15 protein-coding genes are annotated in these 14,951 nt (G+C 62.0%); 1 reads left to right on the top strand and 14 read right to left on the bottom strand.

The window, feature by feature from the left end:
• Positions 1–78: 78 nt before the first annotated feature.
• The 9 genes from ACSEXS_RS21155 to ACSEXS_RS21115 all read right to left on the bottom strand — a co-directional run bounded on the left by ACSEXS_RS21155 (position 79) and on the right by ACSEXS_RS21115 (position 6,903).
• Positions 79–573 (bottom strand): S1 domain-containing RNA-binding protein, encoded by a 495-nt coding sequence (locus tag ACSEXS_RS21155; RefSeq protein ID WP_438435241.1) that lies wholly within the window; start codon positions 571–573, stop codon positions 79–81.
• 182 nt (positions 574–755) lie between these two features.
• Complete coding sequence (locus tag ACSEXS_RS21150) at positions 756–1,073, bottom strand: FtsB family cell division protein (protein ID WP_438435240.1); 318 nt, start codon at positions 1,071–1,073, stop codon at positions 756–758.
• A gap of 133 nt (positions 1,074–1,206) precedes the next feature.
• The gene (gene yabQ, locus ACSEXS_RS21145; protein ID WP_438435239.1) at positions 1,207–1,818 is read right to left on the bottom strand and encodes a spore cortex biosynthesis protein YabQ; all 612 of its coding nucleotides are present in this window, start codon (positions 1,816–1,818) and stop codon (positions 1,207–1,209) included.
• Positions 1,815–2,099 carry a sporulation protein YabP gene (gene yabP, locus ACSEXS_RS21140; RefSeq protein WP_438435238.1) on the bottom strand — a complete coding sequence of 95 codons (285 nt, stop codon included), beginning with the start codon at positions 2,097–2,099 and terminating at the stop codon, positions 1,815–1,817. The genes yabQ and yabP overlap by 4 nt, the downstream gene beginning before the upstream one ends.
• A 137-nt stretch (positions 2,100–2,236) precedes the next feature.
• Positions 2,237–2,506, bottom strand: a complete 270-nt coding sequence (locus tag ACSEXS_RS21135) for an RNA-binding S4 domain-containing protein (RefSeq protein ID WP_438435237.1) — start codon at positions 2,504–2,506, stop codon at positions 2,237–2,239.
• Positions 2,506–2,778 carry an HU family DNA-binding protein gene (locus ACSEXS_RS21130; protein WP_438435236.1) on the bottom strand — a complete coding sequence of 91 codons (273 nt, stop codon included), beginning with the start codon at positions 2,776–2,778 and terminating at the stop codon, positions 2,506–2,508. The genes ACSEXS_RS21135 and ACSEXS_RS21130 overlap by 1 nt, the downstream gene beginning before the upstream one ends.
• A gap of 76 nt (positions 2,779–2,854) precedes the next feature.
• A complete protein-coding gene (yabN, locus tag ACSEXS_RS21125) occupies positions 2,855–4,342 on the bottom strand; it encodes a bifunctional methyltransferase/pyrophosphohydrolase YabN (protein ID WP_438435235.1) in 1,488 nt (495 codons plus the stop codon).
• A 189-nt stretch (positions 4,343–4,531) separates the two neighbouring features.
• Positions 4,532–6,199 (bottom strand): putative polysaccharide biosynthesis protein, encoded by a 1,668-nt coding sequence (locus tag ACSEXS_RS21120; protein WP_438435234.1) that lies wholly within the window; start codon positions 6,197–6,199, stop codon positions 4,532–4,534.
• A 125-nt stretch (positions 6,200–6,324) separates the two neighbouring features.
• On the bottom strand, positions 6,325–6,903 hold the full coding sequence (locus ACSEXS_RS21115) for a TetR/AcrR family transcriptional regulator (protein ID WP_438435233.1): 579 nt from the start codon (positions 6,901–6,903) through the stop codon (positions 6,325–6,327).
• A 180-nt stretch (positions 6,904–7,083) separates the two neighbouring features.
• Here ACSEXS_RS21115 and ACSEXS_RS21110 point away from each other — a divergent pair, with 180 nt between their 5' ends.
• Positions 7,084–8,277, top strand: coding sequence for an MFS transporter (locus ACSEXS_RS21110; protein ID WP_438435232.1), 1,194 nt, complete (start codon positions 7,084–7,086; stop codon positions 8,275–8,277).
• A gap of 80 nt (positions 8,278–8,357) precedes the next feature.
• Here ACSEXS_RS21110 and spoVT read toward each other — a convergent pair whose 3' ends face one another.
• The 5 genes from spoVT to pth all read right to left on the bottom strand — a co-directional run bounded on the left by spoVT (position 8,358) and on the right by pth (position 14,925).
• A complete protein-coding gene (gene spoVT / locus ACSEXS_RS21105; protein WP_438435231.1) occupies positions 8,358–8,900 on the bottom strand; it encodes a stage V sporulation protein T in 543 nt (180 codons plus the stop codon).
• Between the two features lie 225 nt (positions 8,901–9,125).
• The gene (locus ACSEXS_RS21100; RefSeq protein ID WP_438435230.1) at positions 9,126–10,256 is read right to left on the bottom strand and encodes a peptidylprolyl isomerase; all 1,131 of its coding nucleotides are present in this window, start codon (positions 10,254–10,256) and stop codon (positions 9,126–9,128) included.
• Positions 10,243–13,764 carry a transcription-repair coupling factor gene (gene mfd / locus ACSEXS_RS21095; protein WP_438435229.1) on the bottom strand — a complete coding sequence of 1,174 codons (3,522 nt, stop codon included), beginning with the start codon at positions 13,762–13,764 and terminating at the stop codon, positions 10,243–10,245. The genes ACSEXS_RS21100 and mfd overlap by 14 nt, the downstream gene beginning before the upstream one ends.
• A 114-nt stretch (positions 13,765–13,878) precedes the next feature.
• Complete coding sequence (locus ACSEXS_RS21090; RefSeq protein WP_438435228.1) at positions 13,879–14,109, bottom strand: anti-sigma-F factor Fin; 231 nt, start codon at positions 14,107–14,109, stop codon at positions 13,879–13,881.
• Between the two features lie 255 nt (positions 14,110–14,364).
• Positions 14,365–14,925, bottom strand: coding sequence for an aminoacyl-tRNA hydrolase (pth, locus tag ACSEXS_RS21085; protein WP_438435227.1), 561 nt, complete (start codon positions 14,923–14,925; stop codon positions 14,365–14,367).
• Positions 14,926–14,951: the final 26 nt, after the last annotated feature.

Raw genomic sequence — 14,951 nt, 5'->3', positions numbered from 1 at the left:
CGAGCCGCTTTTCGCTCCCCCAACAGGAAACACCGCCGCCGGCATCTGCCGACCGCGGTGGTATCGTCGCGCAAGGAATCAGTCCCGCCGGGCTCCCCGTCCACCGCGCTTGCCTTCGGTGTTCTTCTTCAGGGAGGAGATCCGCTCTTCGCTATCCTTGAGGAATTTGCTCATCTTGTCTTCGAAGGAGGGTTTGCCGAAGCTGGGCTTGTTGCCGTAGCCGGACTTGTTGAACGGACGACCGCCGCGGTCGCGATTGAAGCCGCCGCCGCCCTCTCTCCTTTCGCCGAAGCCGCCCCCGCCAGGTCCGGTGCGAACGGGCCTTTCGGATACCGGTTTATCGACAGCTTGCTTGATGGATAAACCGATTTTGCCGTCTTTGTCCACATTGATCACTTTGACCGTCACGATGTCGGCCAGCTTGAGGTGATCGTTCACGTCCTTGACGTAGTTATCCGCGATCTCGGAGATGTGGACAAGACCGGTGCCTCCCTCCGGAAGCTCAACAAAAGCTCCAAAGTGAGTGATCCCTGTCACCTTGCCTTGCAGTTTGGCGCCTACTTCGATGGCCATAAGGTAATACGTTCCTCCTCATAATGGTTAGAAAAACAAGGGCTATGCAGATTATACCCGATGCCTGACCTGAAAGCAAGAAAGCCTTGCCCTGCAAGGGTTGGCAAAATCCGCCGGGGTTCGGAGACCCGACGCTGCTTGCGCTGCGGCCCGTTCCCGAACGGCAACCCGCCCTCCGTAACCTATTTCACAGGCTTGACGGTCTCGAAGACCGTCTCGCCGTCTTTCGCTTGGTTCAGCTCGCTGCGGATGATCTCCTCCCGGTATTCGGGATCGCTCATTCGCTTCAGTTCCAGATCCATCTTGGCGTTGGTTTGCTTCTTCGCTCCCAGCTGTCCCTGAAGCTCTTCCAGTTGGGCGTTGCTTTCCTTCAGCTTGGCGTGCTGCCCCCAGGCGGAATAGCCGATGGGAACCATGATCGAAATGACCACCAGGAGAACCAGCCTCATCCGGCGCACGGACGCTTTTCCCTTCTTGGGCTGGCTGGGTTGTGACGGCATACGGCGGACCTCCTGCCTTGTCGGTTATTAGTGTATGTAAGGTTGGCTCAACCTTTGCGTCGATCGTTCCAAAATGGGCCGGCTTTTCCGTTAACCGGCGTCCGGCACAACCTAAGATACTTACACGCTTCGCTCACCGGTGAAACAGCTTGTTCCATATTTTCTTCATCGGCTCCCGGAATCGGGCCAGCTTGTACACCCGAGTGACCTTCAGCAGCCAGTCGGCGAAGCCCCGCCAGTTCACCCTTCCTCCGGTCAGCCGCCAGAGAAAACGGCCCAGCATCCGAATAGGGTAAAGCAATTGTAGCACAACTTTTAGGAGGAAAATAGAGACGGAAGCCGCAATTCCCAGGATGACAAGCACCAGCTTGTACAGCAAAAGAACCGGCTTTATGACAAGAACTTCAAACAGTCTGCGAACGAGCCGGATGGTCCAGCGAACGCCGTCGAGTCCCTTGCGGACGAGCCAAACGACGGGCTTGCTGAACAGAAAATAGTACAGGAGTACCCCGGCGGCGAGGCCGATGAACACGAACGAACGCAGCTGTCCCTCGTTGCTCCCGTAGAGCGCGCGAAAGACGAATACCGTCACACCGGCCCAATACAGGAGATCGAGAACCGGCAGGAGCTTGCGGAGGAAGGGGAGCTGCCAGGTCAGCACCCGGTAGGCGTCGAAGACCGTGCCCATGGCCAGTCCGCACGCCAGCATGACCGCGAGGGTGATCGCTTGCGTGGCGAGCGTCATTTGAACAGCTTGCCGAGCAGGCCGCCGGATTTGGCCGGGGCTCCCGTTTCCCGGTACGCCAGCTGATCGACGAGCCCCTCGATCGCGACCAGGCCCTGCTCGAGATTCAGGTTTTTGATATGCAGATTGCTCCCCTTGATCGTGAGAAAGCCGCATTCGGTCTCAAGCTGGAACTCCTCGCTGTCGAAGCTGTCCACATTCAGAACGCCGGTGACCTCCATCACCTTCCGGTTCAGCATTCGGATCTCCTGGCGCTTCATCTTCCCTTGGGTTTCGACCATGCCGTTCCCTCCTTTACCACTACCCTATGGAGGGAAGCCCGGTTTTAGAACAAGCCATTTGGAGCAAAAACAGGCACCCCGCGTCCGGCGAACCGGCTTCGAAGTGCCTGCTTGGCAGCTTGCATGTGTATAACGATTTACCCTTGGGACGGCTGTCTCGGCTCTTCCCTCAGCAGCGTGTACATCTCGCCCGCGTCGTCCTTGCGGACGTTCTCGGCGATGCGCTCCACCCGCACGGTGACGTTCTTCTGGCCGAATTGCACCGTCAGTTCGTCTCCCGGCTTAACCGTGCTGGAAGGCTTGGCCTCCCGGCCGTTGATCCAGACGCGTCCCTGATCGGAGACATCCTTCGCAACCGTGCGCCGTTTAATGAGACGCGACACCTTCAGGAATTTGTCGATGCGCATTACTTGACGGCTTCTTTGAGCTTGTTGCCGGCCTTGAATGCGGGGATGACCGATTCCGGGATGCTGATGGATTCGCCGGTCTGCGGGTTGCGGCCCGTGCGGCCGTTGCGCTTGCGGGTTTCGAACGTACCGAAGCCGACGAGCTGAACCTTGTCGCCTTGGGAGAGAGCGTCGGTAACTTCACCGAAGAAACCGTTCAGAACGGCTTCTACGTCCTTTTTCGACATGCCGCTTTTTTGCGAGATATTGTTAACCAAATCCGTCTTGTTCATTAATAGTCCTCCTCTAAATAGTTAAGCTAACCCTGACTATATTCTTTGCTTCCGCCATAATTCCTGCTTATTCCGGTTATTTTTCTTGAATCCGGCTCTTGGCTTCCTGCCAGAGGCGTTCCATCTCGTCAAGACCAGTCTCGTCCAAATTTCCGCCGTTTAAACGGATTTGATCCTCGATATAGCGGAATCGGGCATAAAATTTGCGGATGGTCGCGGCCATCGCCTCTTCCGGGTCGATCTTCAGGAAGCGCGCCAGGTTGACCACGGAGAACAGCAGGTCCCCGAGCTCGCCCGGCGTGAGCCCGGCTTCCTCGGCCACGATCGTCTCGCGGACCTCCTCCAGCTCCTCCTCGACCTTGGCGAACACGTCGCGGATATCGGTCCAGTCGAAGCCGACGGCGGCTGCCTTCTTCTGCAGCTTGTACGCCTTCATCAGGCCGGGCAGCTCGCGCGGAATGCCGTCCAGCACGGAGGCCGGGGGCTTCTCCAAGCCTTCCCGTTCCTGCTTCTTGATCTCCTGCCAATTGGCGAGCGCTTCGTCGGCATCCTTCGCGGCCGATTCTCCGAAGACGTGCGGATGGCGGCGGATCAGCTTGTCGTTCAATGTGCCGATGACGTCGTAGACCGTAAACGCCCCGGTCTCTTCCTCGATCTGCGCATGCAGCATGACCTGAAGCAGCAGGTCGCCCAGCTCCTCCTGCATGTGGTCGGGATCGTCCTCGTCGATCGTCTCCAGCACCTCGTAGGCTTCCTCGATCAGATTCTTGCGCAGGCTCTCGTGCGTCTGCTCGCGGTCCCAGGGGCAGCCGCCAGGGCTTCGCAGAATCGCCACGATCTCGTGCAGGCGGCCGAAGCTGCGGGTTCTCAGCGTCTCCTCGTCGGAACGGGGGACATAGACGAGCGACAGGTTTCCGTAGCCCTGCTCGCGGTCGAGCTCGTAGAGCGGCAGCGTAACGATCCGCTCCTCTCCGGCGACGCCGAGGGCGTGGCCTACCGTGACGGGGTAATCGTCCGGATAGACCTCCATCAAGGCCAGCTTGGCGTCCGAAGCCGTGAAGGCGTCGTACACCTGGGTGACGATCAGGTGCTGGCGCGGGTCGAGCCGGCCGGCGTCCAGCTCCGCGGCGTCGACGAGCTGAAAGCCCTCGACCGGGTCGAAGCCGAAGCGCAGGAAGGCCTGGTCGAGGAAACTCTCGCCGCCGAGCACCTCGAAGGCGAGCCCCCGCTCCGCCGCCTGACGGCGAAGGAGCACGGTCGTGCGCTCGGCCACGGACGGATGGCCGGGCACGGCGTAGAGAAGCTCGCCGCCGTCCGCCGCTTCCGCCGCGGCGAGCAGGGTTTCGGCGATTTCGTCGTAGACGGCGGAGAAATCGCCATGCTTGTCATACACGGCATCGAAGCTCTCGAAGGCGATGCCGTGCTCCTGAAGGAAGGCGACCACGGGATGCCGGGCCGTGCGCAGGTATAGCCGATCGGCAGCCTGGAGCTTCTTCCAGATGCCGATCGTGAGTTGATTCTCGTCACCGGACCCCAGTCCGATGACCGTTAGGGTTGCGGCCATGTGGCACGCTCCTTCCGCCTGACGCATGCAGGCTATGTATTGGACCGACGGCTCCACCGCCGGGCGGCGCCGCAAGCAGGACGACGGGCGCAACGCAGGCATCAAGCGAGCAGGCGGAGAGCGACGGAAACGCGCGCGGCAGCTTGCGGCAAGCCTGCGGCGTCCGCAGGCCGGGCCGCGGGCCGCCGGTCAGCGCAGCAGGCGCAGCCGCTCCAGCAGCGGCACGAGCTTGCCGCTGCCGCCGGGCAGGGCCGCGGCGTCGGCGCGCGTGAGCCCGCCCGCGCGGATGAGCGCGGCGGCGTAGACGGCGGCGCCGAGCAGAACGGCGGCGAGCGCCGTGACGCTCGCGGCCGCCCGGCCATCGCCGAGGCCCGAGAGGCCGACGCGCACGGCGAGCACCGCCGCCGTCATGGCGAGGGCGGCGATGAACGGCCGCCCGAGGTAATCCGGCGCGGCGAAGCGCACGCCGGTCAGCCGGGTCAGCGCGGCCAGGTTCAGCACGGCCGCGAGCGCATTGGCGGCCACCCCGGCGGCGGCGGCTCCGGCGATGCCGAAGGCCGGCACGAGGAGCGCGTTCAGCGCCAGCTTGGCGGCGGCGGCCGCGAACAGGTAGAGCGCCGGGCGCTTCGCCTGGCCGAGGCCGATCAGCACGCTGCCGCTGACGATTTGCAGCGTCGAGAAGGCGGCGGTGAAGGCGAGCAGCGCCATCGTCCGCGTCCCCTCGGCGGACGTGAACAGCATGATGTTGATCGGCTTCGCCGCCGCCGCGAGTCCGAAGGAAGCGGCGAAGCCGATCAGCCAGGCGAAGCGCACGGGCAGCTCGGTGCGCCGGGCGATGAGCCCGGGCCGACCCGCCGCTTTGGCCTCGGCGATGGCGGGTACGAGCGCCGCCGTCATCGACGTGGCGATCAGCGAGGTGAGCTGCACCAGCGGCTGGGCGTGATTGTAGAGGCCGATGGCGTGCAGCCGGGCCGATTCGCCAAGCCCCTGCGCCGCCAGGAGGCGGGGCAGGGAGGCCGAATCGACCAGGGTGAGCACCGGCAGCGCCACCGAGCCCAGGCAGACCGGCAGCGCCGCCCGCAGGAAGTGGCGGACGAAGGCCGCCGTCGACTCGCCGGAAGGCGCCCGGGACGGCGTCTTGACTCCCGCCTGCGGCGGAACCGAGCGCGCCGCCGCCCGCTCCCGGCCTGCGCCGTCGGCGGCGGGCTGCAGGCGCCGCTTCTCCCGGCGCCAATACCCGAGCATGACAGCGAGACCGGCGACGGCGCCCGCCGCCGAGCCGAACGTAGCCCCGGCGGCGATCCGCGCCGGCCCTGCGCCGAGGCCGAGGAAGTACAGCAGGAGCGCGATCATCACCGCGACCCGGACGAACTGCTCGGCCACTTGGGAGACGGCGGTCGGCACCATCTCGCCAAAGCCCTGAAAATAACCGCGAAGCGCGGCCATGACCGGCGCGAACACCAGCGCCCAGGAGACGCTGCGGATGGCTGCGGCCGTCTTGGGCGCGCCGAGCCAGCCGGCAATCCATTCCGCGCCGAAGTAGAGCGCGAGGAAGCCGACGAGCCCGGTCGCGGCGAGCGCCGCCGAAGCGGTGCGGAGCACCCGGCGGGCCTCGCCCGGCTTGCCGGTGGCCCGCGCCTCGGAGACGAAGGCCGATACCGTCAGCGGCAGACCGGCCACCGCCAGGGTGAGGATGAACGTATACAGCGGATAAACGATGTTATAAATGCCGAAGGCTTCTTCCCCCGCAAGGTTTTGCAGCGGGATCTTCTGCAGGGTACCGAGCAGCTTGGACACGATGGCTGCCGCCCCGAGCACCGCTGCGCCCTTCAGGTAGCCGTTGCCGGTGCTTTTCATGAGCGCTGGTCCCGTCCCTTACGCAAGCTCGTACGCGGCCGGACGAATCGCTTGTCCCGGCTCCCCGACCGCATAGCCTCCATTATACCGCATTTGCGAACCGCCACCAACCGCGGCCCGGTTTCTCAGCGAACCGCAATGCCGGTGAAGACCAGGTTGGTTAAGCTCTCCACCTCGGTCTCGGTCAGCGGGTCTCCCGTAACCAACAGCCGGTAGAAGAGCGGCCCGTAGATGAGGTCGATGCACGCTTCCGGCCTAAGATCGGATCGCAGCTCCCCCCGTTCCATTCCCCGCTCGATCAACTGCTTCGCCTCCTGCCGGCGCGGCTGAAAATAGCGGGTCCGGTACGCCTCCGCCAGCCCGGCGTCCTTCTGGCCTTCGCCGATCAGCTCCGTGATGATTTGGCCCTCCCGGCTGGTCAAGAATCGGACCAGATTGCCCGCATGCCGGAGGATATCCTGCCGCGCGGAGCCCGTGTCCGGCACCGGCAGCCGCGACGAAGCGGCATGGAGGTAGCCGTCCATTACCACCGCCGCCTTGTTGGGCCACCATTTGTAGATGGTCGCCTTGCTGACCGCGGCGCGTTCCGCAATCTTTTCCACGGTCACCGCATCGAAGCCGCCCTCCAGCAGCAGCTCGTAGGCGGCGTTCAGGATGGCGTTCTGGGTCTCCAAGTTTCGCGGGCGGCCGCGCTTCTTCTCCATGACAATCCTTCCCTTCCTTAGAAAAACGATACGTTCATTATAGAATTATTTTCCGGCAAGAGCAATTTGCTATTTACAATACTGTACGTTCAGTATATTATTAACTCAAGCGAATTGGCGCTGCCCCGTTCCGTATCGCTCTTCTGTCGGAACCGCACCGCACTCAAAGGAGGAATTCATATGCAATCCGCAACACCCGCCCCGGAAAACCGGCTGTCCGGCCGCCTGCTGTTCCTGCTGGCCGCCGCCTGCGGCCTAATCGTCGCCAATCTGTATTACTCTCAGACCTTGGTAGGCCCGATCCGGGTAGCCACCGGCCTGTCCTCGGGGGCCGCCGGGCTGATCGTGACGCTGACCCAGCTCGGGTACGTGGCCGGCCTGCTGTTCGTCGTTCCGCTGAGCGATCTGCTGGAGAACCGCCGCTTGACGCTCGCGGGATTGGGTCTCGCCGTCGCCGCGCTCATCGGCGCCGCCCTCGCCCCGAACGGTGCCTTGTTCCTGACGGCTTCGCTCCTGATCGGACTCGGCTCGGTAGTCGCCCAGATCCTCGTTCCCTTCGCCACTTACCTGTCCGCCGAAGACCAAAGGGGCCGTGTCGTCGGCAACGTGATGAGCGGCTTGTTGCTCGGCATCATGTTCGCCCGTCCCGTCGCCAGCCTGGTCGCCAGCCTCTGGGGCTGGCGCAGCGTCTTCGCGCTGTCGGCGGGCATCATCCTGCTGCTCATCGTCCTGCTCGCCCGGGCCCTTCCCGAACGCAAGCCGACGCCGACCCTGTCCTACGGCGGGCTGATCGCCTCCCTCGTCTCACTGTTCCGCCATACACCCATCCTTCGGCGCCGCGCGCTGTACCAGGCTTGCCTCTTCGGAGCGTTCAGCCTGTTCTGGACGACGGTTCCCCTGCGCCTCACCGACCAATTCGGTCTATCCCAACGGGGAATCGCGCTGTTTGCCCTGGTCGGCGTGGGCGGAGCCGTGGCCGCGCCGATCGCCGGGCGGCTCGCCGACAAGGGCTGGACGCGGCCGCTGACGGCCCTGGCGCTCGCGATGGCCGCCGCTTCTTTCCTGGTGCTCCATCTCGACGCAAGCGGTTCGCGCTTCGCCCTCGCCCTGCTGCTGATCGCGGCCGTCACGCTCGATATGGCCGTCTCCGGCAACCTGGTGCTGGGTCAACGGGCGATCTACTCCTTGGGTACCGAAGCCCGCGGCCGCTTGAACGGGCTGTTCATGTCGCTCTTCTTCCTCGGCGGCGCCGTCGGCTCGGCGGTCGGCGGCTGGGCTTACGCCCAGAGCGGCTGGACGCTCGCCATCTGGATCGGCGCCGCCCTTCCCCTGCTCGCTCTGCTCGCCTTCCTCACGGAACGCAAGCGCTCCTGACGTGATGCAAAAAGGACTCCTCCCTGCCTTTTAGCGGGGAAGAGTCCTTGGTTTTCTCGTTCAATGGCCGGGCTTGCCGGTTACTGCTCCATCTGCTTGCCGAGGAAGCCGGAGGCGATTTCCGCCATCTTTTGCTCCATCTCGCCCATCTTGACGCCTTCTTCTTTGCTCAGCATGATCACGGCGCCGATCGGATCGCCGCCCGCGACAATCGGGGATACCACATAAGACGAGTACGTATCCTTGCTGTCCTTGACGATCTCATAGCTGCCGCTGCCGCTCTCCAAGAGCGTGCGGCGGTTTTCCATTGACGTCTCGACCAAGCTGCCGACCTGCTTGTCCATGTAATCCTTCTTGGAGCCCCCGGATACGGCGATGATGTTATCCCGGTCGGTGACCAGCACGATGTGATTGGTGGTTTCAAACAACGAGTCCGCATATTCCTTGGCAAAATCGCCGAGCTCCCCGATGGGGGAATATTTCTTCAAAATCACTTCGCCGTCGCGGTCTACGAAAATCTCCAGCGGGTCGCCTTCCCGGATCCGCAGGGTGCGGCGAATTTCCTTGGGGATGACGACGCGGCCCAAGTCGTCGATACGGCGGACAATTCCAGTTGCTTTCATGCTCGTGATGCCTCGCTTTCCTCAGATGATGATTTCACTGGATATAAGTGTATGCTCAGTATTCTCCACGGACGGCTCCTTATGCATTCCGGCTCGAAAGCCTTAAGGCAATTCGCCCCGACTGGCTGCGGCGGTTTTCTGTCCCCCTCATTATGCCCGAATGCTGGAAAAAGAAACGGGACCCCCCTGAAGAGGTCCCTGGTAGATGTTGGCGTCTTCCTCCGCTTACTTGGTGCTGGCGGACGGACTGGCCGTCGGAGCCACGGAAGCAGACGGGCTGACCGCGGCGCTTGCCGACGGAGCGGCCGATGCGCTTCCGGCCGGGCTCGCCGACGGAGCGGCCGAGGGCTGCGGCAGCAAGGACTTGAAGTTGTACGATGCGAAGTCCTTCTGCACGAAATCGGACAGCTTGGTTTGCGCCTGCGAGGAACGCAGGGATTCCTTCTCATCCGCGAACGCCAGCGTCTTGCGGGAATCCACCTTGATGATGTGGTAGCCGAAGTCGGTTTCCACCGGTTCGCTGACCTTGCCGACTTCCTGCTCGCTCATCGCTTTCAGGAACGGTTCAACGAACTGGGAGGTACCCACCTGTTGGTTCTCGTACAGACCGCCATTGGTTTTCGAACCGGTATCTTCCGAATACTGCTTGGCCAGCTCGGCGAAGTCGCCGCCGGCATCCAGCTTGGCTTTAACTTCCTTGGCGAGCTTAAGTGCGGCATCCTTGCTCCGCTTTTCCTTGGTTTGGTCTTCCGGGTCCTTGGTGGCGATCAGGATATGGCGGACGTTCACCACGTCGTAATAGTGGGCGTTGGCCTTAACATTGGCGTCGTAGGCAGCCTGCACTTCTTTGTCGGTCACCTGCTGTTCCATCTGATGCACGATGCCGTACGTCATCGATACGTACTTCTTGATATCGTCGACGGAAATTTTGTTCGTCTTGAGCCCTTCGTCGAAGGACTTCTTCGAGGTCTCGTCCATGCCCTTGATCTGGGTATCCAGCTCTTCGGCCTTCTTGTCGCCTTCCTTGCGGTTCTCGGCGGACGTCTTCACGTCGAGCACCTTCCATACGGCGAGCTGCTGCAGGAACTGCTCCTGAATGTAGCTCTTCAGCTCCTCGCTCGCCAGCATCTGGGAAACCTGGCCCGTGGAGTCCATCATCGCGTTCACGCCGACGAAGGTATCGAGCTCGTTCTGGGTGATCTGGCCGTCCTTGTAGGTGGCGACGACTTTGCTGCTGTCTTTCTCGGCACCCTTGGCATCGTTCTTCTTGCCGCAGGCGGTAAGGGAAACGGCCAGGACCAGCGCCAGGCAGATCGCCAAGGCTTTCGTCCAGCTCCGTTGTTTACTTTGCTGCATTCTGTAATTCTCCTTTCAGGATGTGGGCCTCCGTCATCTTGCTCAGGATTTCCTCGAGAAGCAGGAACGGTCGGCCCGTTTTATTGCCTTTCCCCTTGATCTCGATCTGAATCTGTACGCCCGGCACGAGCCGGATTCTATTCTCGAACTCGGCGGACAAGGCCACCAGGCGCTTGCCGTCCAGACGGTCGTTTTGGATGGGATGAAATTTGAGCTGGAAATCCTCTCCCTTCTGGACGATCGATTCGATCTTGAACAAAGAACCGTATACTTTAACCCTTGCGACCGCGAGCAGATTGTCCACAGCCTCGGGCAGATCCCCGAAACGATCCACCAGTTCTTCCTGGAGGTCCCCTGCTTCTTCAAGCGTCGTAATACCGGCGACTTTCTTATAGATCTCGATCTTCTGCATGCTGTCGTAGATATAATCAGACGGCAAGTAAGCGTCGATCTGCAGATCGAGCTGGGTCGTGAAATCCTGAAGCGGAACCTGAGCGCCCCCGTCCATTTCCGCCTTCAGCTTGTTGATTTCTTCGGCCAGCATCTGCGAGTACATGTCAAAACCGACGGAGGCAATAAACCCGTGCTGTTCGGCCCCGAGCAGGTTGCCAGCGCCTCGGATGGACAAGTCTCTCATAGCAATTTTAAACCCTGACCCAAGTTCTGTAAACTCTTTTATCGACTGCAAGCGCTTCTCCGCCACCTCTGTCAGCACCTTGTCGCGCTGGTAGGTGAAGTAGGCGTAAGCGATCCGATTGGACCGTCCGACCCGCCCGCGGAGCTGGTACAGCTGGGATAAACCCATTTTGTCGGCGTCGTGGATGATCAGGGTATTGACGTTCGGGATGTCCACGCCGGTCTCGATAATGCTGGTGCTGACGAGGACGTCGTATTCCCCGTCGAGGAAGTCGAGAATCGTCCGCTCCAGCTCCTGCTCGCCCATCTGACCGTGTGCATAGGCGACGCGGGCATCGGGAACGAGCGCCGAAATCTGATCCGCCATCTGCTGAATGCCTTGGACCCGGTTGTACAGGTAGTAAACCTGTCCCTCGCGGGCGAGCTCGCGCTCGATCGCTTCGCGGACCAGCCCCATGCTGTATTCCAGCACGTAGGTCTGCACCGGAAAACGGTTCTCCGGCGGCGTCTCGATGACCGACAGGTCGCGCACGCCGAGCATCGACATGTGCAGGGTGCGGGGAATCGGCGTCGCGGTCAGCGTCAGCACGTCGACGTTGGTCTTCAGCCGCTTCAGCTTCTCCTTGTGCGAGACGCCGAAGCGCTGCTCCTCGTCGACGATGAGGAGCCCGAGGTCCTTGAACTTGACGTCGGCGGACAGGATGCGATGCGTGCCGATGACGATGTCCACCGTGCCCGCCTTGACTCCCTTGATCGTCTCCGTCTGCTCCTTCTTCGAGCGGAAGCGGCTCAGCACCTGAATCTTGAACGGGTAATCGCTGAACCGTTCGCGGAACGTCTCGTAATGCTGCTGGGCGAGGATCGTCGTCGGGACGAGCACTGCTACCTGCTTGCCTTCGATGGCCGCCTTGAACGCGGCGCGGACCGCCACCTCCGTCTTGCCGTAGCCGACGTCTCCGCAGAGGAGCCGGTCCATCGGCCGGGTCTTCTCCATGTCCAGCTTGATCTCGGAGATCGCCCGCAGTTGGTCGCGCGTCTCCTCGTACGGAAACAAAGCTTCGAACTCGCTCTGGTAAGCGGTGTCCTTGCCGAAGGCGTAGCCCGGTGCACTCTGCCGCTCGGCATACAGCTTGATCAGGTCGTCGGCAATGTCCTTGACCGAGGCGCGCACCTTGGTCTTGACCTTGTTCCACTCGGTGCCGCCCAGCTTGTAGACCTTGGGCTCCTTCTCCTCGGAGCCCACATACTTCTGGATCAGGTCGATCTGGTCGATCGGGACGGACAGCTTATCGCCGCCGGCATACAGGATATGCATGTAATCCTTATGAATCCCGCCGACTTCGAGGGTGCCGATCCCCATATATTTCCCAATTCCGTGATTGACATGCACGACGTAATCGCCGGGACGCAGCTCCTGGTAGCTCTTGATCCGCTCGGCATTCTCGATCCGCTTGTCGACGCGGCGCGCCTTGCGCTGCTTCTGCGAGAACATCTCGCCCTCGGTGATGACCACGAGGCGGATCGACGGCAGCTCGAAGCCGCTCTGCAGGTTGCCGCTCACGAGCTCCGGCTCGTCGATGCCGTAATCGGTCAGCACCCGGCGCACCCGGTCCTGGCGCTCCGGGCCCTCCGCCAGGATCATCACCCGGGAGCCGGACTTCTTCCACCGCTCCATCTCGGCCTTCAATAGGTTCATCTGCCCGTGGAAGCTCTGCATGGAGCGGCACATGAAGTTGACGATGTTCTGCGGCTGCGTGTTCGGCACCTGCCGCAGGAACAGGGACAGGTACAGCGTCGGGAACGGCTTGCGGTGCAGGAGCGAGTCGTACGCTTTGGACAGCGCAAGCTGCGGCAGGGTCTTGCCCTCCTGCAGCAGGCCGGTTACCCACTCCGCCTCATCGCGCTCGAGCTGCTTCGCGGTCTCCATCAGCCGCGCCGGCTCGTCGATCATGAGCAGCGTGTCGGCCGGCACGTAATCGAAGAGCGTCTGCCGCTCGGGATAGAGCAGCGAGATGTATTTGGACACCCCGGCGAACGGGGTCCCTTGTTCCAGCCTTCCCAGCTCGTCGCGGATGGTGTCTCCGAGGCGCAGCTTGGCCTGACGGTCGGCCATCTTGCCGAGCTGAACCTCCAGCAGATCGGCCGCATGCTGGGCGGCGTTCTCAAACCGCCGTCGCGACGCGATGATCTCCCGGGCCGGCGGAATCTCGAGCGACGACAGCCGGTCCTGGGAGCGCTGCGTCTCCGGGTCGAAGGAGCGGATCGAGTCGACCTCGACGTCGAACAGCTCGATCCGATAGGGCGACGCGGATGTAAGCGGATACAGATCGACGATACCGCCGCGTACGCTGAACTCGCCCTTCTTCTCGACGCGCTCGGTCCGTTCGTAGCCGAGCTCGGCAAGCCGGCGCAGGAATTCTTCCAGCGCAAGCTCCTCGCCCTCTTTCACCGAAATCGTAGAATCGGCAAAAACGCTGCGCTCCGGCAAAAGACGCCGAAGCCCGGCGTAAGGCGTGATGAGGATGCCGCGGAAGCCGGCGGCGAGCTTGGTGAGCGCGTCGATCCGTTGGGCTTCCGTCTCGGGGCTGGCCGCCGCCGCTTCCACCGCCAGCATCTCCTGGGCCGGATACAGCAGCACCTTGTCGGCGGATACGCATTCTACCAAATCTTCCGCTATTTTTTGAGCCGCGAACATGTTATGGGTGACAATCATGACCGGGCGTTCCGTCTCGTCCATCAGCGCAGCGATCATCACCTGACGCGAAGAACCGGCGAGACCCGCCACCAGCTGCTCCCGCATGCCGGAGCGGACGCCGGCGGCTATCGCTGCAAAATCTTTGTCTTCCTTAAAGGCGGAGATCAACTCCCGCATGACACACCTCCTGGCAAACTGCGGACAAATGCCCAGCAAAAGAACCCCCAAACACGGGTCGCGCGAATGAGAAGCGCGCTCGTCTTGTGGGGGATTACAGGTACAGGAACGGCATTATTGCAACGGACTGCCGACCAGGGACAGCTCCGGGTTGGCCTCCAGGGCCTCCCGGCAAAACTCGCAGACCACCTTTACGGTCATTCCTCCGTCAGCGTTATATGCTATTATATCCCGCCGCTCCGCAAGGGTCAAGAAATGGAGGCCGAGCCGCGACTCGCTTACCGCTCCTCCGTCGAGCACCCCGATCACCGAGCCGCAGTGGCGGCAGACATACTGAATGGTCATGGGACTGAATCCTCCTCGCCTTCCTAATAGTCCCCAGTATGCCCGGAAATGCGGGAGATTACCCCTCAGAGGTCGCCAGGCGTCGGAAATCGAGCGGAGGGTGCGGAATCGTTCTGGAAAAGCGCAGCGGTCGCCTTTGTCCACGGATTTTAACCACTAAGAAGCCTATTCAGAAAATCCGGGGGCAACAGCGATTGGAAGAATGATCCGTGCCCGGAGCGATTGCCTTTTGCCTAACATCCGAGGCCGCCGAACTTACTTATTGAAGCGGGCCATCGTCTGCTCGAAGGTATGGTCCAGGCTGTACAGCATGGCCTCGCAGGCCTGGTCCAACACCTCGGGCAAGAGCTTGCGCTCCTCCTTCGAGAATTCCCCCAGCACGTAATCGACGACGGTCCGCCCCGGCTGGGGGCGGGAGATGCCGATGCGGATGCGGTTGAACGTCTGGGTGCCCGTATGCTGAATGATCGACTTGATGCCGTTGTGTCCGCCCGCACTTCCCTGGTAGCGAAGCCGCATGCGGCCCACTTCGGTGTCGAGGTCGTCATAGAGTACGACCATGTCTTCCAGCCGCGCTTTATAGAATTGCCGGAAGGCGTGCACCGACTCGCCCGACAGGTTCATATACGTGGAAGGCTTGAGCAGATAGACCTTCTGTCCCTGCACTTGCCCTTCGGCCAGCCACCCTTTCAGCTTGCTTTCCTTGAAGACGAACCCTCGCTCCTCCGCGAAGCGGTCGAGTGCCATAAAGCCCGCGTTGTGGCGGGTATCCTTGTATTCCCGGCCGGGATTGCCCAGCCCGACAAACCATTTCATGCCGTTCTTCCTTTCGCCTCCTACGG

Source organism: Gorillibacterium terrae (assembly GCF_051594785.1).
Classification (GTDB): Bacteria; Bacillota; Bacilli; order Paenibacillales; family NBRC-103111; genus Gorillibacterium.
This window is presented reverse-complemented; position numbering and strand designations above follow the sequence as displayed.